This window comes from Flavobacterium sp. UW10123, assembly GCF_040538975.1.
Classification (GTDB): domain Bacteria; phylum Bacteroidota; class Bacteroidia; order Flavobacteriales; family Flavobacteriaceae; genus Flavobacterium.
Map to the genome: position 1 here is coordinate 141,423 of NZ_JBEWQE010000011.1, position 23,684 is coordinate 165,106.

Genomic DNA, 23,684 nt, shown 5'->3' on the forward strand with positions numbered 1-23,684 from the left:
TTTCCAGGAATTGCATGTGCTATTAAGAAAATAAAAGTTATATATGAAATAGCCGATAGGTCAAACAAAATGCTTCCTAAGATATTTTGAACGGTTATTTGATCAAAGTATTTAGAGTTTAATATGTAAAAGAAAATATTACAAATTTGATAGATTAAAAAAATTATGAAATATCGGTAAAGAAATAGTTTTAAACTTGATGTGTAATTTTTCATTAATAAGCATTTAAATAAGTCGTCTTTCTTGTTTCTGTTAGATTTTAAAAAAGTGCAAATCTAGAATAATTTTCTTAGTTTTAATTAATTGTTAAAATTTTGTTTATTTTTTGTTTAATTATTTTTGAGTGTATATAAAAAAAGGGCAGTAAAGACTGCCCTCATATTAAGATTTTTATATTAATTAAACAGCAACATCATACTCACGAAGTGCATTGTTTAAAGAAGTTTTTAGATCCGTAGATGGTTTGCGAGTTCCAATGATTAACGCACAAGGAACTTGGTATTCTCCAGCAGCAAATTTCTTAGTATAGCTTCCAGGGATAACCACAGAACGAGCTGGTACATAACCTTTCATTTCAACTGGCTCATCGCCCGTAACATCGATAATTTTAGTAGATGCTGTCAAGCATACGTTAGCACCAAGAACTGCTTCTTTACCAACGTGAACACCTTCAACAACGATACAACGAGAACCGATAAAAGCACCATCTTCAATAATTACTGGAGCTGCTTGTAATGGCTCAAGAACACCACCAATACCAACACCACCGCTTAAGTGAACGTTTTTACCAATTTGAGCACAGCTTCCTACAGTTGCCCAAGTATCAACCATTGTTCCTTCGTCGACATAAGCACCAATGTTTACGTAACTTGGCATTAAGATTACACCGCTTGAGATGTAAGCTCCATAACGAGCAACAGCATTAGGCACTACACGGATTCCTTTTTCAGCATAATTTCTTTTTAGCAACATTTTATCGTGATATTCAAAAATACCAGATTCCCATGTTTCCATTTTCTGAATTGGGAAATACATTACAACTGCTTTCTTAACCCATTCGTTTACTTGCCATTTGTCACCAACTGGTTCAGCAACACGTAATTTTCCTGCGTCTACCAATTCGATAACTTCTCTAATGGCATTTGTAGTTGTAGTTTCTTGCAATAAAGCTCTATTTTCCCAAGCTTGTTCAATTATAGTCTGTAAAGAATTCATACGTTTAATTTTTTGGCAAAGATAACGTATTTGTAGAAATGCAAAAAAGCAAAACTACTCGAAAATGTTACAGATTTAACTTTTTGTTTCTTATTTGTAAGTTAGATAATGTTGTATGTGTTTTAATTAACAACACTACCACTAGAAGTTTTTTTTATATCAAAATATGACAAAAGTCAGGATTTCTGCTTTTTCTTCGCTTTAATTTCGCAGTGTTGATCAACATTCCATTCCATAAATAATCATATAAGCAGTAAAATATGAATCAAGAAAATCACCTTCAAAACAGAGTAATTATAGATAAAGAAGTAAGCTGGGATAAAACTCAGGTTATTATGAGTAAAACAAATGCCTACGGTATTATTGAATATGCCAACGAAGTATTTGTAGATGTTTGCGGTTACGAAGACTATGAATTAATGGGACAACCTCATAATATCATACGTCACCCTGATATGCCAAAAGTAATTTTTAAAGTGCTTTGGGAAAATCTTAAAAACGGAAAAAACTTTCATGCTATTGTAAAAAACCTTGCGAAGTCTGGAAGATACTATTGGGTAATTACAGATTTTGAAATCGCCCGAGACGAAAACGACGTTATTGTAAATTATTTCGGAAGAAGACAAGCTGTACCGCAAGAAGTAATTGCGATGCATATTGAGCCTTTGTATAAAAAGTTATTGCAAATCGAAGCAGCAAGCGGTGTAGAATTTAGCGAAAAGTATTTAATCGGATTCTTAGAAGAGAAAAAGAGAACTTACGTTGAATATATTAAGGAGCTGATTTACGAGCATGAAAAGTCACAATCTAAGTTTGCTAATTATTCTGAAGAAGAGGATGCAGGAGAGGAAGAAGAACATAGAGGTTTTTTTGGCCGTTTGTTCGGAAGATAAATTGAGTTATTTTTTAGGTTTGAATATTTGGATAAAAGTCCGTCTTGAAATTTTCGAGGCGGATTTTTTTGGTTTTAGATTTAATTAAAAAACATGAATTTAAAAGGTTATATTTGTATTGTAAAATGTAAGTATTATGGAAGCGATTAGATTAGAATTTCAGCCAGAGATTAGAGAGAAAGTGCTTAAGTTGTTAAGTAAGTTTTCTTCTAGTGAATTGAGGATTATAGAAGAAGATTCTGATTTTGAAAATGATAAAAGAAAAGTGCATGCAGCTTATGCTAAATTAAAAAGCGGTGATGAAAAATTGTATTCAGTAGACGAAGCAGATTCAATTTTAGACAATGCATTTTCGGAATATGACAATTAAAATTTCGAATGAATTTTTAAAATCATTAAAAGAACAAGTTTATTATATTTATAAAGATAAACCCAGAGCAGCGCTAAAGTTTAGAAAAGATTTGCTTAGAAATATTAAAAAAGATTTAAAACATCCTTTTCATTTTACCAAGTCGAAATATTTTGATGATGAAAATATTAGAGATTATGTTTTTAAAGGTTACGTCTCTGTTTATGAGGTTGATGCTGAGAAAAACATTGTTTTCGTTTTCGGTTTTATAAAATATAAAGAATCTCTTTAAAGATTATAATTTCACTTTCCTTCCTTATATAAAAATTTCAAAACATGCCAAGAATCCTTTCAATAGATTACGGACAAAAACGCACAGGAATTGCAGTGACAGACGAAATGCAGATTATTGCTTCGGGCTTGACGACGATTCCGACTCATACTTTAATTGATTTTTTGAAAGATTATTTTGCTAAAGAAAAAGTCGAAGCGGTTTTGATTGGTGAACCCAAACAAATGAATGGAGAGCCATCTCAAAGCGCTTCTGTAATTAATGGTTTTGTAACTCACTTTTCTAATATTTTTCCAGATATGAAAGTGATTCGTGTTGATGAACGTTTTACTTCAAAAATGGCATTTCAAACCATGGTCGACAGTGGTTTAAGTAAAAAACAGCGTCAGAATAAAGGTTTAATAGACGAAATTTCTGCCACAATTCTGCTTCAAGATTATCTTTCCGCAAAAAAATAGCGCTGTTCGTCATATTTTTTATTTATAATTTAATAGTTTTTAGAAAATCCTAACTTTTATCATCTAAAAATTAGTTTTTTTTTGCAATTAAAAAAGTACCTTTGCACTTTAAATAAAAATACTGTTATGCCTGACGAAACCATACGTTCAAATAGTGATGTAGTACTCATTGGCGCTGGAATAATGAGTGCCACTCTTGGAGTAATTTTGAAAGAATTACAACCAGATATAAAAATTGAAATTTACGAAAGATTAGATGTTGCTGCAGCAGAAAGCTCTGATGCTTGGAATAATGCAGGAACCGGACACTCTGCTTTTTGTGAACTAAATTATACTCCAGAAAAGGCAGACGGAAGCATAGATCCTAAAAAAGCAATAAGCATTGCAGAATCATTCGAGATTTCTCGCCAGTTTTGGTCTTACTTAGTTCAGCAAAACAAAGTGCCTTCTCCAGATAATTTTATTAAAAGTGTACCTCATATGAGTTTTGTGTGGGGAGATAAAAACGTAGATTATTTAAAAAAGAGATTTGAAGCGCTTCAGAGCAATCCAATCTTTGCCGACATGACTTTCAGCACCGATTTTGAACAGCTTAAAAAATGGATGCCATTAGTAATGGAAGGCAGAAATGCCGATGAAAAATTAGCAGCAACACATATGGAAATTGGTACCGATGTTAATTTTGGTGCTTTAACAAGAAGTATGTTCAATTATTTAGAAAAATTAGACGGGGTTTCTTTGTTCTTCAATCATGAAGTTAAAAAACTAAGACAGCGTGAAGATAAATCTTGGAGAATTAAGATTAAAGATTTGTCAACAGGAAAAACTCGTAAGGCCTATACAAAATTTGTATTTATTGGTGCAGGAGGAGGATCTCTTCCTTTATTAGAAAAAGCTAATGTGCCAGAAGGAAATGGATACGGTGGTTTTCCAGTAAGCGGACAATGGCTGAAATGTACAAATCCTGAAGTAATTGCAAAACATCAGGCAAAAGTATATGGAAAAGCGAGTGTTGGAGCTCCTCCAATGTCTGTTCCGCATATTGATACTCGTGTAATTGACGGAGAGAAAGCACTTCTTTTTGGTCCATTTGCAGGATTTTCAACTCGTTTCCTTAAAAATGGTTCTTATTTAGATTTGCCTATGTCTATTAAGTCTAACAACTTAATTCCGATGTTGGCTGCAGGATATCACAATATTCCATTAACGAAATATTTGATTGAGCAAGTGCGTCAGTCTCCAAAAGATAGAATGAAAGCTTTACGCGAGTATCTTCCAACAGCACGCTCAAAAGACTGGAAATTGGAAAAAGCGGGACAACGTGTTCAAGTTATCAAAAAAGATGAAAAAGAAGGTGGGGTTTTAGAGTTTGGTACAGAAGTAATTAATACGCATGACGGAACTTTAGCCGTTTTATTAGGTGCCTCTCCTGGAGCTTCTACAGCTGTGGCAATTATGGTTGATTTAATCAGCAGATGTTTTACGCATCAAATTAAAACACCAGAATGGCAGGCTAAATTAAAAACAATGATTCCTTCTTACGGTCAGACTTTAAATGATAAGCCAGAACTTTTAGAAGAACTTAGAAAACAAACAGCAGAAGTTTTGAAATTAAATTAAGCTTCTCAATATTTGAATAAAAAAACAAATCCAGATGAATTAATCTGGATTTGTTGCTTTTAGGTCGGTTGTGTTTTTTAGAATTTTTTCTGCGAGATTACTCATCCAGATCAATTGTTCAATAACCATCTGTGCTTCCTGCATTTTGGCTTGACGCGTTTCTTTATCTAAATCATCATCTTCGGCCAAACGAGTAAAATGCCTGCGCTTTAATTCTTCAAATTGTAAAGTCACGTCTTCTTTTTCAAAAAAAGTGTCTTGTATTATAACTTCATTTCGTAAAATAGAAATCGAATGATCTAAATTGGCTAGAATAGTCTTGATGATATAATTAAAGGAGTCAGAAGCAGAAGTGGTTTGATGCGATTGAATATAAGTAGACAGTGACGCTAAAGCAGATAATAAAGAATGGTTTAAAACCACCAGTTTATTTACCAAGGGCATTGTTTTTTGTTTTGATTTTGGTTCCTGCATCATACGCTGAAAAGAAGTCATTAAATTTCCTATTTCAACAAAGGCATTTTTTCGTGCTAAACGATACGAAGTTGGAACTTCTCCTTTTTTATTATAAAAATCAGCAATTTCTTTTAAGTAATTTCTATTGGCGCGAATTGTGTTTTCAATATGAATTGGTGTATTGATGAATTCCCATGCCGGCCATAAAAACTGATTGGCAATAAAAGCTAAAATTGCTCCTGCAAGCGAATCTAATATTCTATATTGAATTACCTCATTAATATCAGGTGTAAGAATTCCGTAGATGAAAACCACGTACATTGTAACAAATGTTGCACTTATCTTATAGTTAATCTGAGTAAAGGAAATTCCTAAAAGCATACATACAATAGAGAAAATGCTCAGTGCAACGTGATTCTGAATTACAGATACAATTCCGAAAGCTAAAATTCCTCCTAAAACAGTTCCGAATATTCTGTTGTATGATCGTTCTTTTGTTAAACCGTAGCCAGGACGCATGATTACAACAATGGTAAGTAGAATCCAATAGACGTTTTGAAATGGCAAAACTTGTCCGAGGAAAAAACCAATCAAAATAGTGATAGTTAATCTTATTGAATGCCTGAAAATCGATGAAGAATAACTTAAATTTTCGATTAAGGTTCGCAGCGGATAATATTGCGGTGTTAAGAATTTTTCGAGCTCTTTGTCTTGATCTTTTAGTTTATAGGACTGCATTGCCAAAGAAAGTGCACGCTGAATAGTTTTAATTTTTCCAACCTGATTTTTAGCATATTTAAGCATATTGGTCAGCATTAAGACACCTTCGGCAGCCTCTTCTTTTCCTAATGTTTTTTCATAATCAAAAATGGCAAATTCAAGAGCATCCAGTTCATTTTTTAAATCATGTTTGTCGACATAAACACTGATATGATTGACATTTTTGGAAAGTTTTTTAAGGGTGGAGGCCAGTTTATAAGCCACATTTTGATACGTTCTTAAAACATCAGGATGTTTCGCAAATTTTTCATGAAGTTTACTGTGGTCAAAAGACGTATACAATGCCAATTCTTGAATTTCGACTAAAGTAATAAAAACCAAAAGCATTTTTCTATTTTGGCTAGTAGTTCCAGATGCATTTTGGTTTCCAATTAGCATTTTTCTTAAATCTTCGTGAATAAGATTCAATTCTACCTGTACGGCCAGCTGTTTCTCTATAATTGCTTTTCTATTGGCTTCAGGGCTCCATAGATCGCCTCTTAATTTGAGATATTTTGCAGTAAGTTTTATTCCTTCGGCAATTTGTAATTCTACATATTTATATGGCTGAACAAAATGAAAAACAAGGGATACTATTAAATACAGAATTCCTCCAATAAAAATGAAACCTGAATATTCAAAAGCTTCCCAGCCTTCATGTAAATGACCGAATGAAAGGGAAATAGATAATAATGCAGAAAACGAAATTAAAGTGGCTCGTTGTCCATAAACCGAAATCATAGAACATAAGAACAGCAGAAAACCTAAAAATATGTAAAAAAGAAAAGGAAATGGATAAACGAGATTTACTAAAAGATTAACTCCAGAAACAATAAAAGAAGCGGCAATTAATCCTTTTATTTTATGGCTGAGGGAACTCGGAATATCGCTGGGATACGTATAAAAAGCTCCAAGTGCTATTGTAAAACCAATTTCAAAATGACCTAGAAAATTTAATACTAAAACAGGAACAACAGAAGCAATAGTTACTTTAGAGGCGTTGAGGAAGGAAGTGCTGTTAGTAAATTTCGAAATTATATCAATCATAAAAAGAGGTTTACTAACAAAGGTAAGAATTGTAGGAGTGATTTTGGCATAATTATGGATGAGATTTTTAAGCATCAGGTAAAAAATACGAATAATGCCGTATAAGAATTATTCATTGACTATTTTTTACTATTTTTGCCAGCTGAAATATCAGAACTTTAATTCTGTTTTTACAGCACATAAAACATAAATAAAAACAAATGATTTTACCAATTGTAGGATACGGTGATCCTGTTTTAAGAAAAGTAGGACAAGATATTACGCCAGAATATCCAAACCTAAAAGAAACGATCGCAAACATGTACGAGACAATGTACAATGCGTATGGAGTTGGACTTGCAGCGCCGCAGGTTGGATTGCCAATTCGTTTGTTTGTGATAGATACAACGCCTTTTAGTGATGATGAGGATCTTCCTTCAGAGGAACAAAAAGATTTGAAAGGTTTCAAGAAGACTTTTATCAATGCTAAAATCGTTAAAGAAGAAGGAGAAGAGTGGGGATTTAATGAAGGTTGTTTGAGTATTCCTGATGTGCGTGAAGACGTTTACAGAAAACCAACTGTTACAATCGAATATTGTGAAGAAGATTTCGTTATGAAAACGGAAGTGTTTGACGGATTAATCGCAAGAGTTATCCAGCACGAATATGACCACATTGAAGGAATCTTGTTTACAGATAAAATTTCATCTCTAAAAAAACGTTTAATCCAAAAGAAATTGAAAAATATTACTGAAGGAAAAACGTCTCAGGAATATAGAATGAAATTTTTTGCAGCTAAAAAAGCAAGATAAGTTTTCTAAAAAATTAGAAACAAAAAATAAATAAAATTCTTAATACTAATTTTAATAAAAATGAATTTAACGAAAATTTTAGCCATTTCAGGAAAACCAGGTTTATACGAATTAAAAGTACAAACTCGTACAGGTTTTGTGGCGGAATCATTAATTGATGGGAAGAAGATTACTGTAAATCTAAAAAGCAATGTAAGTTTATTGTCTGAAATTTCGATTTATACTTATGAAGGCGAAAAACCGTTAACTGAAGTAATGCAGCAGATTGCCGTTAAAGAAAACAAAGGACAAGCTATTTCTCATAAAGAGGATAATGCTACTTTGTCTGCTTATTTTAAACAAATTCTTCCTGATTATGACGAAGAAAGAGTTTACCCATCAGATATCAAAAAAGTATTAAGCTGGTACAACACACTTCAAGCAAAAGGTTTAGTTACAGATTTAGCTCCTGCAGCTGAAGAACCAAAAGAAGAAGCTCCAGTTGCTGCAGAAAAACCAAAAAAAGCTCCAGCGGCTAAAAAAGCAAAAGCTAAAAAAGAAGAATAGTAGTTTTTCTTTAAACATAAAATAATCCTGTTAAGATGTTTTCTTGACAGGATTTTTTAATTTTACAGAATCGAGTTTAAATCAAAAGAAACTTCAAAATGAACAGAGAAAACCAGTTAAAAGCATTTGAGAGATTATTAAATATCATGGATGAACTTCGTGAGCAATGTCCGTGGGATAAAAAGCAGACATTGCAAACGTTGCGACATTTGACAATTGAAGAAACTTATGAGCTTGGCGATGCTATTTTGGATAATGATTTAAATGAAGTTAAAAAAGAATTGGGAGATTTGTTGCTTCATATTGTTTTCTATGCTAAAATAGGTAGCGAGACTAACGATTTTGATATTGCTGATGTATCTAATGAAATCTGTGACAAACTCATTCACCGCCATCCTCATATTTATGGAGATGTAAAAGTAGAAAATGAAGAGGAAGTAAAGCAAAATTGGGAAAAGCTAAAACTAAAAGAAGGTAAGAAATCTGTTTTAGAAGGTGTTCCAAGAAGTCTTCCTGCAATGGTTAAAGCAAGCCGAATTCAAGATAAAGTAAAAGGCGTGGGCTTTGATTGGGAAGAACCTCATCAGGTTTGGGATAAGGTGCAAGAAGAATTACAAGAATTGCAAGACGAAGTAAAATCTGGAAACCAAGACAAAATTGAAGATGAATTCGGAGATGTTTTGTTTTCTATGATTAATTACGCTCGATTTTTGAATGTAAATCCAGAAGATGCTTTAGAAAGAACCAATAAAAAGTTTATAAAACGTTTTCAATACCTAGAAAGTAAAGCAAACGAATTAGGAAAAATATTAATGGACATGACGCTTACAGAGATGGATGTTTTCTGGAACGAGGCGAAAAAACTTTAGTTGTCGGCCAATTTCTTTAAAGCGCGAACATCTTTAAGCATGATTTTTTTACCAACCAATTCTATTAATCCTAATTTATTAAAATCAGATAATAGACGGATACAGCTTTCTGTAGCAGTACCAATAATGCCGGCAAGTTCTTCTCTTGTTAGCTGTACTCTTAGTGTTTTGTCAGCATCTTCACCAAATTCATCATGTAAGTGCAGTAAAGTTTCTGCAAGTCTCTGCTTAACTGTTTTTTGAACTAATGCAATTTTTTCGTTCTCAGATTCCTTTAAATCTTCGCAGACAGACTGCATCATATTTAAAGAAAACTGATTGTTATTATTAAAGAAATTGATGATTTCAGCTTTAGGAATAAAACAAACTTCCATGTCGGCAATCGCTTTTGCAGTCAAATTTGCAGGCTCATTGCTAATCATAGAACGCTGTCCAAGAAGTTCGCCAGATTTTACCAATTTTACAATTTGGTCTTTTCCGTTTGCGCTCAGTTTTGAAAGTTTTCCAACACCGTCTTTTACACAGAAAACTCCATTGGTTACTTCGCCTTCTTCAAAAAGAGCATCACCTTTTTTTATTTTGTAAGTCGTTTTACTACTTGCTAACTTAATTACTTCTTCTTTGTTAAGGGCTTTTAATGAGCTTAACTGGCGTACAATGCATTGATCACATTTATTCATGACAATATTTGTTTGCTGCAAAAGTAAGGATATTTGAGGGTTTTAACCACCTTTATAAGGTAAATTTATTATAAATTAGGGTTAGTTCTTTTTTAAGCTTTTTATTTTATAAATTTAGGAATCCAATTTCAAAATAACATGACAATTATCATCTTAATAATTGTGCTTTAATTGGAAATTTGTGGCAAATAAAAACAAGTTTATGAGGGAGCAAAGTTGTTTTCATTGTGGTTTAACTATTGAACAAAATGAAGAAATTGATTTTGATGATAAAAAGTTTTGTTGCACAGGCTGTAAAACAGTTTACGAAATTTTCAGCATCAACGACCTAACATCTTATTATGATTTTGAAAAGTCTCCAGGTGCCACACCGCAAGACATCAAAGGAAAATATGATTTTTTAGAAAACGAAGCCATATTGGCAAAAATTCTAGAATTTCAAGAAGGAAACACTTCAATTGTTTCACTTAATATTCCGCATATCCATTGCAGTTCTTGTATTTGGATTTTAGAAAATCTAAACCGTCTTCAACCAGGAATTAGCACTTCTCAGGTTAATTTTCACGAAAAGAAAGTTAGAATTACCTTTAATTCTGATGCAGTTTCTTTAAAAGAAATAGTTTATCTCCTAAGCTCTATAGGTTATGAACCTTATATCAGTTTAGAAAATTACGGATCTGCAAAAGCAAAAGTCGACAGAAGTTTAACCTATAAATTGGGTGTTGCATTTTTCTGTTTCGGAAATATCATGCTGCTTTCATTTCCGGAATATTTTGAAATGAAAGAGTTCTGGCTCGATAGTTACAAACCGTTTTTCAGATTATTGATTTTTCTTCTAGCACTGCCAACTTTTTTATACTCAGCAAGCGGATATTATGTTTCTGCCTATCACAGTATTAAAACAAGAATGCTCAATATTGATATTCCGATTGCTTTAGGAATTATCGTGATGTTTATTCGCAGTACTTATGATATGCTGATGGACCACGGTCCAGGATTTTTTGATAGTTTGGCCAGTTTGATATTTTTTATGCTTCTTGGTAAAATGTTTCAGATTAAAACCTATAGTTTTTTAAGTTTCGAAAGAGATTTTAAATCCTATTTTCCAATTGCGGTTACCAAAATCAATAAAGATTCTTCTGAAGATAATGTAGCGATTTATGATGTTCTGAAGGGAGATCGATTATTAATAAGAAACCAAGAACTTATTCCTGTTGATGGAATTTTAATTAGCGAAAGCGCCGAAATTGACTATAGTTTTGTTACGGGAGAAGCAGTACCGATTACCAAAAAATCTGGAGATAAGGTATTTGCTGGCGGAAAACAGATTGGAAAAGTGATCGAAATGGAAGTTTTGCATTCTGTTTCTCAAAGTTATTTAACTCAATTATGGAGTAACGAAATTTTTCAGAAAAAAGTAGATCAGAAACACAAAACCATAACAGATGCGATAAGCCGATATTTTACCCCCATCTTATTGCTCATTGCATTTGCTGGTTTTGGTTATTGGATTTTTATAGATGCCAATACCGCTTTTAATGTCTTTACGGCCGTATTAATTGTAGCTTGCCCATGTGCATTGGCTCTAACTGCTCCATTTACTTTTGGAAACATATTGCGAATTTTAGGTAAAAAGAAATTCTATTTAAAAAATGCTGTTGTAATCGAACAGCTTGCCAAAGTTGATACGATTGTTTTTGATAAAACAGGGACTATTACAACCAATAAAAAATCGAATATAATATATGAAGGAAATCCTATTTCAGATTCAGATATTGTATTGGTTAAAAATGTATTGCGAGGTTCAAATCACCCTTTAAGCCGAATGCTTTATGATTTTCTTCCAGAATCAAAACGTATTAATATAGAAGAGTTTCAAGAAATTACAGGAAAAGGAATTTTGGCTACTATTGATGGGAACGAAATAAAAATTGGTTCTGGACAATTTGTAAATGATATAGTTGCAGATGGTTCAGAAATAGAAAAAACAGCATTACACATTAAAATAGGGGAGATTTATTTCGGAAAATATACTTTCCAAAATCAATATCGTGAAGGTTTAGAAAAGCTTTTTGCAAATCTGAGTAAAGAGTATCAAATCAAAGTGCTTTCTGGTGACAATGATGGTGAAAGAGCGAATCTAGAAGCGATTCTGCCAAAAGGTACCGAATTGATATTCAATCAGAAACCAGAGCAAAAGCTCGAATATATAAAGAAACTTCAGGAAAAAGGCCAAAATGTAATGATGGTAGGCGATGGACTCAATGATGCAGGAGCTTTGGCGCAAAGCAACGTAGGGATTTCGATATCAGAAAACGTGAATGTCTTTTCTCCTGCTTGTGATGCCATTTTAGATGCATCAGAATTTTCACGTCTCAATTACTTTTTAAAGCTTTCTCATAAAGCAATTGCGATTATAAAAATGAGTTTTGGCTTATCATTGCTGTACAACGTTGTCGGGCTTGCATTTGCAGTCACAGGAAACCTTCTTCCGTTAGTTGCTGCGATCATTATGCCTTTGAGTACAATTACTATTGTAAGTTTTGTGACTTTTATGTCTAACTATTTCAGTAATAGAAATTTAGAATGATTATAAATTATTGAAGAATATATTTTATTAAATTTAACATATTCTATCTCTCTATGATAATTATCATATTTTATGCGCCCTTAACGAAGTAATTTTGTTAATATAAATCTAAGGTATGAGTGTTATTTATCTTTTAATTTCAGTAAGTATTTTCGTGGCAATCTGTTTCTTTATTGCCTTTATTGCGGCTGTCAAATCTGGACAGTACGATGATGATTATACGCCTTCAGTCAGAATTCTTTTTGATGACGAAACCAAAATTAATTCCCAAAATAATAATTCACCAATCGAAGAAAAACAAGTATAATTATGGAAATGGAACAGTTTTATTACGACAACAAAATTGTAAAAAAATTCATTTATGCCACAATTCTTTTTGGAGTTGTTGGTATGTTAGTGGGGCTTACCTTAGCGGTAATGTACCTTTTTCCCAACATTACAGATGGGATTTCGTGGCTGAGTTACGGCCGATTAAGACCATTGCACACCAATGCAGTAATTTTTGCCTTTGTGGGTAATGCTTTTTTTGCCGGTATGTATTACTCGCTGCAAAGATTGCTAAAAGCCAGAATGTTTAGTGATTTTTTAAGTAATCTTCATTTCTGGGGTTGGCAGTTAATTATAGTAGCAGCCGCAATTACACTTCCGTTAGGTTATACTTCTTCTAAAGAATATGCAGAGCTAGAGTGGCCAATTGATATTGCAATTGCTTTAATTTGGGTTGTTATGGGTATCAATATGATTGGTACAATGCTACGTCGTAGAGAACGTCACTTATATGTTGCAATCTGGTTTTACTTAGCAACATTTGTAACGGTAGCGGTACTTCATATCTTTAACAACATCGAAATTCCGGTTTCTGCTTTAAAAAGCTACTCTGTGTATGCAGGTGTTCAGGATGCCCTTGTGCAATGGTGGTACGGGCACAATGCGGTGGCATTCTTCCTTACAACTCCGTTCTTGGGATTAATGTATTACTTCGTTCCAAAAATTGCAAATAGACCTGTTTATTCATATAGATTATCTATTATTCACTTTTGGTCTTTAATCTTTATTTATATCTGGGCTGGACCTCACCACTTATTATATTCTGCATTGCCAAACTGGGCTCAGAATTTAGGAGTTGCATTCTCAGTAATGTTAATCGCTCCATCTTGGGGAGGTATGATTAACGGACTTCTTACATTAAGAGGAGCTTGGGATAAAGTTCGTGAAGAACCAGTTCTGAAATTCTTTGTAGTAGCGATTACAGGTTACGGTATGGCGACTTTTGAAGGTCCGATGTTATCATTGAAAAATGTAAATGCTATTGCACACTATACTGACTGGATCGTAGCCCACGTACACGTAGGAGCTTTAGCTTGGAATGGTTTCATGTCGTTTGGTATTATTTATTGGTTGATTCCAAGAATGACAAAATCGGAGTTGTTCTCTAAGAAACTGGCAAACTTCCATTTCTGGATTGGTACTTTAGGTATTATCGTTTATACAATTCCATTATACGTGGCTGGTTTCCAACAAGCGTCAATGTGGAAACAGTTTAATCCAGATGGTACTTTAACTTATGGAAACTTCCTTGAAACGGTAACGGCTATTATGCCAATGTATTGGATGAGAGCTATTGGCGGTACTTTGTATCTAGTAGGGATGCTGACATTGGTTTACAACATCATTATGACAGTAAAAGCTGGTAATACAATAGAAGATGAATTGGCTCAGGCTCCAGCATTACAAACCATAAAAAGCGGTAGATTAAGCGGAGAGAAATTCCACTCATGGTTAGAAAGAAAACCAATTCAGTTAACTATTCTAGCTACCATCGCAATTTTAATTGGAGGTATTATTCAGATTGTGCCAACAATTATGGTGAAATCAAATATTCCAACTATTTCAAGTGTAAAACCATATACACCGTTAGAGCTTGAAGGACGTGACTTATATATTAGAGAAGGTTGCGTTGGTTGTCACTCACAATCAGTTCGTCCATTCAGAAGTGAGGTAGAGCGTTATGGAGTTCAGTCAAAAGCTGGAGAGTTTGTTTATGACCATCCATTCTTATGGGGATCAAAACGTACTGGGCCAGACTTATTAAGAGTAGGTGGTAAGTACAATGACAACTGGCACTTTAACCATATGTGGAATCCACAAAGTACATCTGCAGGATCAATTATGCCAGGTTATAAATGGTTGTTCGACAACAAACCAATGGACATTTCATTGACACAAAAGAAAATGCAGGCAATGATTTCTTTAGGAGTACCATATACTCCAGAAGAAGTAGCAAATGCACAGAAAACTTTAAGAGAGCAGGCTGTTAAGATTGAAAAAAGCTTAGAAAGCGATCCTGATTTCGTTAAGAGTTATGAAGACAGCCGTAAAAAAGCTGCCGCAAAAGGCGAGAAATTCATTCCGATGAACGAAAGAGAAATCGTTGCTTTGATCGCTTACATTCAAAGACTTGGTACTGATATTAAAGTAAAAGAAACTAAATAACAGCATTATGTTTGAACAGATAAAACACAATATGGAAACAATATCGGGTGTAGAATTATACCCGATTATTTCCCTCTTGATTTTCTTCTTCTTCTTTGTAGGATTAGGCATTTGGGTGTTCTCTTATAGAAAAGAAAAAATTCAAGAAATGAGTAATATACCTTTAGATGAAGGACTTATTGTAATCACAAAAGATAGATAAAAATGAAAAAGTTTTTCCCAGTATATGTTAGAGTACCGCTGATTTTCTTCATCGTATTTGCTTTGATGGAATATTTTATAGACTCAGGCGATAAGCCAGCTTTTGTAAAATATCCAATGGTATCAGTCTTTTTATTTGTCTTTTTGTTTATTCTGATTGCCATCGAGATTACGCTTAGCGCTGTAAATCGAGTAATGTATCAGTTACTTTCGCCAGAAGAAAAAGCGCAGAAAGAACTTGAAGAAAGTTTAAGCTTCAAAGAAAGCACTTGGTTTAAAAACCTAATGCATAAATTGACTAAAACAGAGCCAATTGAAAAAGAAGCCGATTTATTGATGGATCATGATTATGACGGAATTAAAGAGTTGGATAACAATTTACCGCCATGGTGGGTATATCTGTTCTACATCTGTATTATTTTCGGAGTAATTTATGTCGTTCGCTATGATGTTTTAGGAGCTGATGATCAGGAAATGGAGCTGAAAAAAGAAATGGCACAGGCAAAAATTGATGTTGAAGAATACATGAAAACTGCCCCAGATTTGATGGATGAAAAAACAGTTGTTTTATTAACTGACGAACCAAGTTTAGCAGCAGGAAAAGAAATCTTTACAACAAATTGTGCTGCATGTCACCGTGCCGATGGAGGTGGACAAATTGGACCAAACCTTACAGATGATAAATGGATTTTAGGAGGAGGAATTAAAAATCTATTCCACACCATTACAAATGGAGGTAGAGACGGTAAAGGGATGATTGCCTGGAAAGGAACTCTTAAACCAAAAGAAATACAAAAAGTTGCCAGTTATATTCTGTCTTTGCAAGGAAGTAACCCAAAAGATCCAAAAGAAGCAGAAGGAGAGGTTTGGGTAGACGATAGTGCTCCTAAAACCGATGCTGCTACAGCAACTGCAAAAGATACCACAGAAGTTAAAAAATAATTAGAATATCATGTCAAATTTACCAGACGAAGCTTTTAGAGATACCATTGGAACAATAGATGAAGGTGGGAAACGAAAATTTATATTTCCTAAAAAGCCGTCTGGTAAATTTTATGATTATAGAAAAATTGTCAGCTACGTTTTATTGGCGATTTTATTCATAAATCCTTTTATTAAGGTTAATGGGAATCAGTTTATGATGTTCAATATCTTGGAACGTCGTTTTAATATTTTTGGATTCCCTTTTTGGCCACAGGATTTTTACCTCTTCGTAATTTCAATGCTTGTTGGCGTTGTATTTATAATATTATTTACTGTTGTTTTCGGAAGAATATTTTGCGGCTGGATTTGCCCGCAGACTATTTTCCTAGAAATGGTTTTCCGTCGTATTGAATACTGGATTGATGGAGATCGAGGTTCTCAGTCTCGTTTAGCAAGAATGGAATGGAATGCTGAAAAAATTAGAAAGCGAGTTTTAAAATGGACTATTTTCTTCCTTATCTCTTTTCTTATTGCTAATGTCTTTTTGGCTTATTTGGTAGGAAGCGATACTTTGTTTTTAATGATTGAGCAAGGTCCTGTTAAACAAGCAAGCAATTTTATTGCACTGCTGATATTTACAAGTATTTTCTATTTTGTTTTTGTATGGTTTCGAGAACAGGTTTGTATTATTGCTTGTCCATACGGACGTTTGCAAGGTGTTCTTTTAGATAATAAATCTATAAATGTTGCCTACGATTTTGTGCGTGGAGAAAAAGAAGAAGGACGTGCAAAATTCAAAAAAAATGAAGATAGAGCATTAACTGGGAAAGGAGATTGCATTGATTGTCTTCAATGTGTTCACGTTTGTCCTATGGGAATTGATATTAGAAACGGAACTCAATTGGAATGTACCAACTGTACAGCTTGCATCGATGAATGCGATCATATCATGGAATCTGTAGGTTTGCCAAAAGGTCTTATTCGATATGCTTCTGAGGATGAAATTGCAAAAAAAGAACCTTTCAAGTTTACAGCTAGAATGAAAGGATATACAGCTGTTCTCTTCATTTTATTGAGTATTTTTGTTGGAATGCTGTTTTTGAGAACAGATGTACAGGCAGTAGTTTTACGTTTGCCTGGCCAGCTGTTCCAGCACAATGGAGAAAAAATCAGTAATGTTTACACTTATAAAATTGTAAACAAAACAATGAAAGATTACAACGATATACATTTCGAATTAATCGATCAGAAAGGAGAAATTAAAAATGTCGGAAAAAGACATTTTAAAGTAGCAAAAGAAGGAATTTCTCAAGGAACATTATTCATTGAAATTGATGAAGTTTTATTGGAAAGTGATAAAACAAAAGTAAAGATAGGGGTTTATAATGGTTCTGAACTCCTTGAAACAACAACTACAAATTTCTTAGGACCACGAAGTTTTAATTAAAAATATAGTATTATGAAGTTTAATTGGGGAACTGGTATTGTCATTGCATTTGCACTGTTTATGACGTTTATTTTATATTTTGTTTTTGAAGTGCAATCAAACTCTAAATACGATAATGATTTGGTTGTCGAAGAATATTACAAACATGACACGCACTTTCAGGAAGAAATGGCAAGAATTCAGAATGCACACGATTTACAGCATAAGCCATCAATCAAATATACTGGAGAAGGTGTAGCAGTAATTTTCCCTGCAGGATTTGAAAGTGATAAAGTGAAAGGAAATATTCAATTGTACAGACCTTCAAACAAAAAGTTTGATTTTAATACTCAAATTGCTTTAACCAATTCAGAAATCATTATTCCGCAGAAAAAATTAATAAAAGGACGTTGGGATGTGAATATGGAATGGCAGTACGAAGGCAAAAAATATCTCACTAAAGAAGTTATATACGTAAACTAAAAATAAAATGTTATTCTCTGCTTTCTTTTTAGGATTAATCAGCAGTCTGCACTGTGTTGGAATGTGCGGGCCAATTGCTATGATGCTTCCTGTAGATAGACAAAATGAAGCTAAAAAGGCAACGCAGATTATGACTTATCACTTCGGCCGATTAACAGCTTATTCAACAATCGGTTTAATTTTTGGATTACTTGGTAGAGGTTTTTTCTTGGCAGGATTACAACAGAAAATGTCAATAATTATTGGTGTAATCATGATTATTGTGGTTTTAATTCCAGAGAAAAAATTTGCTCAATACAATTTTTCTAAACCGGTTTACAAAATCATTTCAAAAGTTAAAGCTAATCTCGGAAACCAGTTTAAAAATAAGAGTTACAAATCTCTTTTTACAATTGGTCTTCTAAACGGTTTTTTACCTTGCGGAATGGTTTATGTTGCTTTATTTGGAGCAATTGCAATGCAAAGCGCAAGTCTTGGAGTTCTATATATGCTTTTGTTTGGAATTGGAACTATGCCACTAATGACAGTTGTAGTTTATGTGAACTCATTATTGAAATTGCCTTTCAGAAATAAGATCCAAAAAGCAATTCCGTATGTAGCTGTTATAATTGGCGTTTTATTTATCCTTCGCGGATTGGGATTAGGGATTCCTTATATTTCTCCTTCAAATATGAGTCTTTTTGTGCAGCAGACTCCAAACTGCCATTAAAAAATATAATTTAAGATTTATTATACAGTCATCGAGAACAGATTTGTTTCCGGTGACTTTCTTTTTAGATGTAAATCAAATGCCATACAAATATTACGTACAAAAGGTCTTCCTTCTTCTGTAATTTTGATTTTATTATTTTCAATAACAATTAAATTATCGTTTTCTATTTCTTTCAAAGCAATTAAAACTTCAGGAAGCTCAGCAAAGTTTAGAGATTCTGCAGTCCAGGAAGTTTCTAATTCGCAACTTAAATTTAGAATGTGTTTTCTAATGATAAGATCTTCATCAGTTAAAATATGGCCTTTTACAACAGGAATATTATTAGATTCTAAAATCTCATAATACTCCTCTAAGCTTTTGGTGTTTTGTGCAAAACTATACCAGCTGTCACTAATTGAAGAAACACCTAGACCAATCATGACTTGAGTTTTAGAAGCGCTATATCCCATGAAATTTCTATGTAGATTTCCGTTGTGAGCCGCTTTATATAAGCTGTCATCCTTTAGAGCAAAATGATCCATACCAATTTCGTGATAACCGTTCTGAATAAGAAGTTTTTTGCCTATTTCATATAGTTTTCTTTTCTCCGCATCTTTTGGCAGATTTTCATCATTAAAACCGCGTTGTCCGTTTCCTTTTATCCAAGGCACGTGTGCATAGCTATAAAATGCCAATCTATCTGGTTTTAATGAATTCGTTTTTTCAACTGTATCAACTACATCTTCGATAGTTTGAAACGGAAGCCCAAAAATAATATCGTGACCGATTGAGGTATAACCAATTTCTTTTGCCCAAAAAGTTACTTTGGCTACATTATGAAAAGGCTGGATTCTATTAATCGCTTTTTGAACTTTAGGCGAATAATCTTGTACGCCAAAACTCACTCGGCGAAAGCCTAAGTCGTATAATTTTTTGAGTTGGTCGTAAGTAGTATTATTGGGATGTCCTTCAAAACTAAATTCATGATTTTCTGCTTTTGTAGCATAATCAAAAATTCCGTTAATAAGACATTCTAAATTTTCTTTTGAAAAGAAGGTTGGTGTTCCTCCACCCAAATGAATTTCTTTGATTACAGGCTTTTCAGGGAGTAAATCACAATACATTTTCCATTCTTTCAAAACTGCTTGGATATATTTTTCTTCTACTGAGTGATTTTTTGTAATGCGTTTATTGCATCCACAAAAAGTGCACATGCTTTCACAGAAAGGCAGGTGAATGTATAAACTTATTCCGTTTTTTGAATTGCTTTTAGAAAATGATTGCCTTAAAGTTTTAATCCATTTTTCTGTAGCAAAGTCTGCTTCATTCCAGTATGGAACTGTCGGATAACTAGTATATCTTGGACCTGGGACATTGTACTTTTGAGTCAAAGAAATTTTCATAATGACGGATTTAGTTTACATCAAAATTAAAACTTTAGGCTAAGACATAAAATGACAAATATCATGAAACTTGTAAATAAAAAGAGACCCAAAATCGAGTCTCTTTTCTGAATTAAATAACTAACGTGATATAGAATCTTGGATGATTGTAAGCCATTTTTTTGCAAACTGATGATCTTGATAGACGCTAATCTGTTTGATGCGGTCATCGTCAAAATCATAGAATGGAATTATTATTTTTTTAGATGTTTCTTTTTCTTGAAATTCAAAATCAATTTTGATAATAGTGTCTGAACCTGCGTCTGTTAATGGGACTAATTTGCATGAAGCAATGGTGTTTAGATCGACATATGTTGACTCTTGCTGATTTGGATTGAAATTCATCAGAATAAATTTGTTGTTTTTCTGATCAATAGTTAAAGTTTTATTATTGATCGATTCTGTCAAATCAAAATCTTCTGGATGATTTGGACTGAATCTTTTCTTAATGTTTAAAATTCTCGATTTACTAGCTGCCGATGAACGTGCAGAAAAATAGATTGGGATAGCAACAATAATTAAAATCACAATACCCATTATTGTGGTAGTAGTTTCCATGATGTTTTTAATGTAATAAATAAATGATATGCAAAACGGTTTTCGGTTTGAAAACGGTTTGTAGGTGCTGAAGAGTAGATCTTCGAATGAAAAATCAAGTATTTATTTACCAGAAAAAATGGAAAGCATAGAGTATGACCGAAACCTTTTTACTTTGAGTTGTAAAAAGCTTGGTATATGCTGTAATAGATGTAACGGTTTGATGCTGTGGGATAAGCGGTAAAAGGGTGTCAAAACATTTGATTATTCCCGTAGGGTTTGTTTTGATGTTTGCCGCAAGCTGATAGCTTCCTTGGGGCTGTATAAATGCAGACGAATCGGGAATGTCTTTGCTGAAATTAGAATCAGATTTTTCCCTTTCAATTACGCGTACAGAAGTCTGTTCTGCTTGGTAGGCAAACAATCCTGCAAGCAAAAGCATAATAAGAATAACGGTTTTACGAATCCAATTCATGTCGGCGAATTTAAATCATAAAACGCAATTAAAGAAATTTTATAGAATTAATTAACAATCAAAAAAAAGTCCTCAGTTTAATTGAGGACTTATGAGAGGTTATTGTTGCATTTTAAAATAATAATCTGCAGAGTGTTTGCCACTTCCATAAAACAGGAAGAATATGCAGACCAATAAAACGATTATAGCTAAAACTAAACTTTCAGAATGCATTCTTCCCATAGAGTTGACAAGAACAGCACCGAATAAAATAGGCAATTGAGCAGCGATAGCCCATCTGGTTAAAAGCCCAAAAATAATCATTATACCACCAATCATGTGAGCTGGAGCAATGTAGTGCAGCATAAACATACCTCCTCCAAACTTATCAATCGGGGAAATCAAATCATGCAGGTATTGAACATTGGTGACAAAAGAGACACCCTTCATAAATAAAAATCCACCCAAAACAATACGTACTAAATCAACTGGTAAATAAGTGTGCGAATTCGCCCATTTATTCAAACTTTTTACATTTTCCATGATGTTGTGTGATTAAAAATTATATACTAAGTTACTAATTTTTAGTGATATGTGTATTTTTAATCAGTGAAAAATAGTTTTTTTGCTTTTTATTTAACGTCTTGTTGAGAATTCCTAAATCCGTTAAACCTGAATAACTCCCAAATTGAATGGTTTTTGAATAGGAGCGTGGTTTGCAGCCTCGATTCCAATAGAAATCCAATTGCGAGTTTCTAATGGATCGATGATTGCATCTGTCCAAAGTCTCGATGCAGCATAATAAGGCGAAGTTTGCTCATCGTAACGCGCTTTAATTTTATCGAATAATTCGGTTTCTTTTGCCTCATCAACAGTTTCTCCTTTCGCTTTAAGCGAAGAAGCTTCAATTTGCGCTAAAACTTTCGCCGCTTGAGTTCCTCCCATAACGGCAAGTTCTGCACTTGGCCATGCAAATATCAATCTAGGATCATAAGCTTTTCCGCACATGGCGTAATTTCCTGCTCCGTAAGAGTTTCCAACAATAACTGTAAATTTAGGCACAACAGAATTACTTACTGCGTTTACCATTTTGGCACCGTCTTTAATGATTCCGCCATGTTCTGATTTTGAACCGACCATAAAACCAGTTACATCTTGTAAAAATACTAGCGGAATCTTTTTCTGATTGCAATTGGCAATAAAACGAGTGGCTTTATCAGCACTGTCAGAATAGATTACACCGCCAAACTGCATTTCGCCCTTTTTGGTTTTTACCACTTTTCTTTGGTTGGCAACAATTCCAACTGCCCAACCATCTATTCTGGCATAACCTGTAATAAGAGATTGTCCGTAACCTTCCTTGTAGGCTTCAAATTCTGAATTATCGACCAAACGTTTAATGATTTCCATCATATCATATTGTTCGGTTCTTGCCTTTGGAAGAATTCCGTAGATTTCATTTGGTTCTAAGGCAGGTTTTTCAGCTTTGATTCTGCTGTAGCCTGCTTTATCAAAATCACCAATTTTATCTACGATGTTTTTGATTTTATCTAAAGCATCTTTATCGTCTTTGGCTTTATAATCGGTAACACCTGAAATTTCGCAGTGAGTTGTTGCTCCGCCAAGAGTTTCATTGTCGATTGTTTCGCCAATAGCGGCTTTTACTAAATAACTTCCTGCAAGGAAAATACTTCCTGTTTTATCAACGATTAGAGCTTCATCGCTCATAATAGGTAGGTAAGCGCCTCCAGCAACACAGCTTCCCATAACGGCAGCAATTTGTGTGATTCCCATACTGCTCATTTGAGCATTGTTTCTAAAGATTCGTCCGAAATGTTCTTTGTCTGGAAAAATTTCATCTTGCATTGGCAGATAAACTCCTGCACTATCAACAAGATAAATAATTGGGAGTCGGTTTTCCATGGCAATTTCTTGCGCTCGAAGATTTTTCTTTCCTGTAATGGGAAACCAAGCTCCGGCTTTTACTGTAGCATCATTGGCAACTACTATACATTGCTTTCCTCTGATATAGCCAATTTTAACGACAACACCTCCCGAAGGACATCCTCCATGTTCAGGATACATTCCCTCACCAGCAAAACCCCCAATTTCAATACTTTTAGAATTTTCATCCAATAAATAAGTAATTCTTTCGCGAGCGGTCATTTTACCTTCAGAATGCAGTTTTTCGATTCTTTTTTCGCCTCCGCCCAATTTTACTTTGGCAAATTTTTGTTTTAATTCAGAAAGAAGTAATTTATTGTGATCTTCGTTTTTATTGAAGTTTAAATCCATGATATAGTATTGATTTGATAAAATAGTGTTGGCTAATTTACAAAATCAATTGAAATAAAACGAATAAAGCAGTGGATTCAAATTAGGTTGAAGTAAACAATAATGGAATACAGTTAAAAATGCGTAGAATTGAAATTAATAGTTTTATATGTGTTAAAAAAAATATTAATATT

24 protein-coding genes are annotated in these 23,684 nt (G+C 33.6%); 16 read left to right on the forward strand and 8 right to left on the reverse strand.

Annotated elements, in window-relative coordinates; all coding sequences use genetic code 11:
* Positions 1–399 precede the first annotated feature (399 nt).
* Entirely contained in the window at positions 400–1,215 is an 816-nt protein-coding gene (locus ABXT06_RS14395; protein ID WP_111424171.1) for a 2,3,4,5-tetrahydropyridine-2,6-dicarboxylate N-succinyltransferase, read from the reverse strand.
* A 260-nt stretch (positions 1,216–1,475) separates the two neighbouring features.
* Here ABXT06_RS14395 and ABXT06_RS14400 point away from each other — a divergent pair, with 260 nt between their 5' ends.
* The 5 genes from ABXT06_RS14400 to ABXT06_RS14420 all read left to right on the forward strand — a co-directional run bounded on the left by ABXT06_RS14400 (position 1,476) and on the right by ABXT06_RS14420 (position 4,827).
* Complete coding sequence (locus tag ABXT06_RS14400; protein ID WP_198857137.1) at positions 1,476–2,108, forward strand: PAS domain-containing protein; 633 nt, start codon at positions 1,476–1,478, stop codon at positions 2,106–2,108.
* A gap of 136 nt (positions 2,109–2,244) precedes the next feature.
* On the forward strand, positions 2,245–2,478 hold the full coding sequence (locus ABXT06_RS14405; RefSeq protein WP_354591371.1) for a hypothetical protein: 234 nt from the start codon (positions 2,245–2,247) through the stop codon (positions 2,476–2,478).
* Complete coding sequence (locus tag ABXT06_RS14410; RefSeq protein ID WP_354591372.1) at positions 2,468–2,749, forward strand: type II toxin-antitoxin system RelE/ParE family toxin; 282 nt, start codon at positions 2,468–2,470, stop codon at positions 2,747–2,749. Before ABXT06_RS14405 ends, ABXT06_RS14410 begins: the two co-directional genes overlap by 11 nt.
* A gap of 44 nt (positions 2,750–2,793) precedes the next feature.
* Positions 2,794–3,207, forward strand: coding sequence for a Holliday junction resolvase RuvX (gene ruvX / locus ABXT06_RS14415; RefSeq protein WP_354591373.1), 414 nt, complete (start codon positions 2,794–2,796; stop codon positions 3,205–3,207).
* A gap of 126 nt (positions 3,208–3,333) precedes the next feature.
* On the forward strand, positions 3,334–4,827 hold the full coding sequence (locus tag ABXT06_RS14420; protein WP_354591374.1) for a malate:quinone oxidoreductase: 1,494 nt from the start codon (positions 3,334–3,336) through the stop codon (positions 4,825–4,827).
* A 39-nt stretch (positions 4,828–4,866) separates the two neighbouring features.
* Here ABXT06_RS14420 and ABXT06_RS14425 read toward each other — a convergent pair whose 3' ends face one another.
* Positions 4,867–7,089: an FUSC family protein gene (locus tag ABXT06_RS14425; protein WP_354591375.1), complete on the reverse strand. Its 2,223-nt coding sequence runs from the start codon at positions 7,087–7,089 to the stop codon at positions 4,867–4,869.
* A gap of 200 nt (positions 7,090–7,289) precedes the next feature.
* Between ABXT06_RS14425 and def the strand changes: the two genes are divergently transcribed.
* From def to mazG, 3 genes are all read left to right on the forward strand, one after another.
* Positions 7,290–7,880 carry a peptide deformylase gene (gene def, locus ABXT06_RS14430; RefSeq protein WP_008462650.1) on the forward strand — a complete coding sequence of 197 codons (591 nt, stop codon included), beginning with the start codon at positions 7,290–7,292 and terminating at the stop codon, positions 7,878–7,880.
* A gap of 60 nt (positions 7,881–7,940) precedes the next feature.
* Positions 7,941–8,426, forward strand: coding sequence for a DUF5606 family protein (locus tag ABXT06_RS14435; protein ID WP_008462651.1), 486 nt, complete (start codon positions 7,941–7,943; stop codon positions 8,424–8,426).
* Between the two features lie 98 nt (positions 8,427–8,524).
* Entirely contained in the window at positions 8,525–9,295 is a 771-nt protein-coding gene (gene mazG / locus ABXT06_RS14440; protein WP_354591376.1) for a nucleoside triphosphate pyrophosphohydrolase, read from the forward strand.
* Here the strand turns inward: mazG and ABXT06_RS14445 are convergent.
* Positions 9,292–9,975, reverse strand: coding sequence for a Crp/Fnr family transcriptional regulator (locus ABXT06_RS14445; RefSeq protein ID WP_354591377.1), 684 nt, complete (start codon positions 9,973–9,975; stop codon positions 9,292–9,294). The two genes, mazG and ABXT06_RS14445, sit on opposite strands and share 4 nt — an antisense overlap.
* A gap of 202 nt (positions 9,976–10,177) precedes the next feature.
* Here ABXT06_RS14445 and ABXT06_RS14450 point away from each other — a divergent pair, with 202 nt between their 5' ends.
* The 8 genes from ABXT06_RS14450 to ABXT06_RS14485 all read left to right on the forward strand — a co-directional run bounded on the left by ABXT06_RS14450 (position 10,178) and on the right by ABXT06_RS14485 (position 18,801).
* Positions 10,178–12,565 (forward strand): heavy metal translocating P-type ATPase, encoded by a 2,388-nt coding sequence (locus tag ABXT06_RS14450; protein WP_354591378.1) that lies wholly within the window; start codon positions 10,178–10,180, stop codon positions 12,563–12,565.
* A 115-nt stretch (positions 12,566–12,680) separates the two neighbouring features.
* Positions 12,681–12,872 (forward strand): cbb3-type cytochrome oxidase assembly protein CcoS, encoded by a 192-nt coding sequence (ccoS, locus tag ABXT06_RS14455; RefSeq protein WP_095930917.1) that lies wholly within the window; start codon positions 12,681–12,683, stop codon positions 12,870–12,872.
* A 2-nt stretch (positions 12,873–12,874) separates the two neighbouring features.
* Positions 12,875–15,058: a cytochrome-c oxidase, cbb3-type subunit I gene (ccoN, locus tag ABXT06_RS14460; RefSeq protein ID WP_354591379.1), complete on the forward strand. Its 2,184-nt coding sequence runs from the start codon at positions 12,875–12,877 to the stop codon at positions 15,056–15,058.
* A 7-nt stretch (positions 15,059–15,065) separates the two neighbouring features.
* A complete protein-coding gene (locus tag ABXT06_RS14465) occupies positions 15,066–15,260 on the forward strand; it encodes a CcoQ/FixQ family Cbb3-type cytochrome c oxidase assembly chaperone (protein ID WP_111366644.1) in 195 nt (64 codons plus the stop codon).
* Positions 15,261–15,262: 2 nt separating this feature from the next.
* Positions 15,263–16,201 carry a cbb3-type cytochrome c oxidase N-terminal domain-containing protein gene (locus tag ABXT06_RS14470; RefSeq protein WP_354591380.1) on the forward strand — a complete coding sequence of 313 codons (939 nt, stop codon included), beginning with the start codon at positions 15,263–15,265 and terminating at the stop codon, positions 16,199–16,201.
* A gap of 10 nt (positions 16,202–16,211) precedes the next feature.
* Positions 16,212–17,630 carry a cytochrome c oxidase accessory protein CcoG gene (gene ccoG / locus ABXT06_RS14475; protein WP_354591381.1) on the forward strand — a complete coding sequence of 473 codons (1,419 nt, stop codon included), beginning with the start codon at positions 16,212–16,214 and terminating at the stop codon, positions 17,628–17,630.
* Positions 17,631–17,642: 12 nt separating this feature from the next.
* The gene (locus ABXT06_RS14480; RefSeq protein WP_354591382.1) at positions 17,643–18,092 is read left to right on the forward strand and encodes a FixH family protein; all 450 of its coding nucleotides are present in this window, start codon (positions 17,643–17,645) and stop codon (positions 18,090–18,092) included.
* Positions 18,093–18,099: 7 nt separating this feature from the next.
* Entirely contained in the window at positions 18,100–18,801 is a 702-nt protein-coding gene (locus ABXT06_RS14485) for a sulfite exporter TauE/SafE family protein (RefSeq protein ID WP_354591383.1), read from the forward strand.
* 20 nt (positions 18,802–18,821) lie between these two features.
* Here ABXT06_RS14485 and hemN read toward each other — a convergent pair whose 3' ends face one another.
* From hemN to ABXT06_RS14510, 5 genes are all read right to left on the reverse strand, one after another.
* Positions 18,822–20,186 carry an oxygen-independent coproporphyrinogen III oxidase gene (gene hemN / locus ABXT06_RS14490; protein WP_354591384.1) on the reverse strand — a complete coding sequence of 455 codons (1,365 nt, stop codon included), beginning with the start codon at positions 20,184–20,186 and terminating at the stop codon, positions 18,822–18,824.
* Positions 20,187–20,306: 120 nt separating this feature from the next.
* Positions 20,307–20,783, reverse strand: coding sequence for a hypothetical protein (locus tag ABXT06_RS14495; protein WP_354591385.1), 477 nt, complete (start codon positions 20,781–20,783; stop codon positions 20,307–20,309).
* 106 nt (positions 20,784–20,889) lie between these two features.
* On the reverse strand, positions 20,890–21,237 hold the full coding sequence (locus ABXT06_RS14500; RefSeq protein WP_354591386.1) for a hypothetical protein: 348 nt from the start codon (positions 21,235–21,237) through the stop codon (positions 20,890–20,892).
* 99 nt (positions 21,238–21,336) lie between these two features.
* Complete coding sequence (locus ABXT06_RS14505; protein ID WP_260669504.1) at positions 21,337–21,759, reverse strand: DoxX family protein; 423 nt, start codon at positions 21,757–21,759, stop codon at positions 21,337–21,339.
* A gap of 123 nt (positions 21,760–21,882) precedes the next feature.
* The gene (locus ABXT06_RS14510) at positions 21,883–23,511 is read right to left on the reverse strand and encodes an acyl-CoA carboxylase subunit beta (RefSeq protein WP_354591387.1); all 1,629 of its coding nucleotides are present in this window, start codon (positions 23,509–23,511) and stop codon (positions 21,883–21,885) included.
* Positions 23,512–23,684 lie beyond the last annotated feature (173 nt).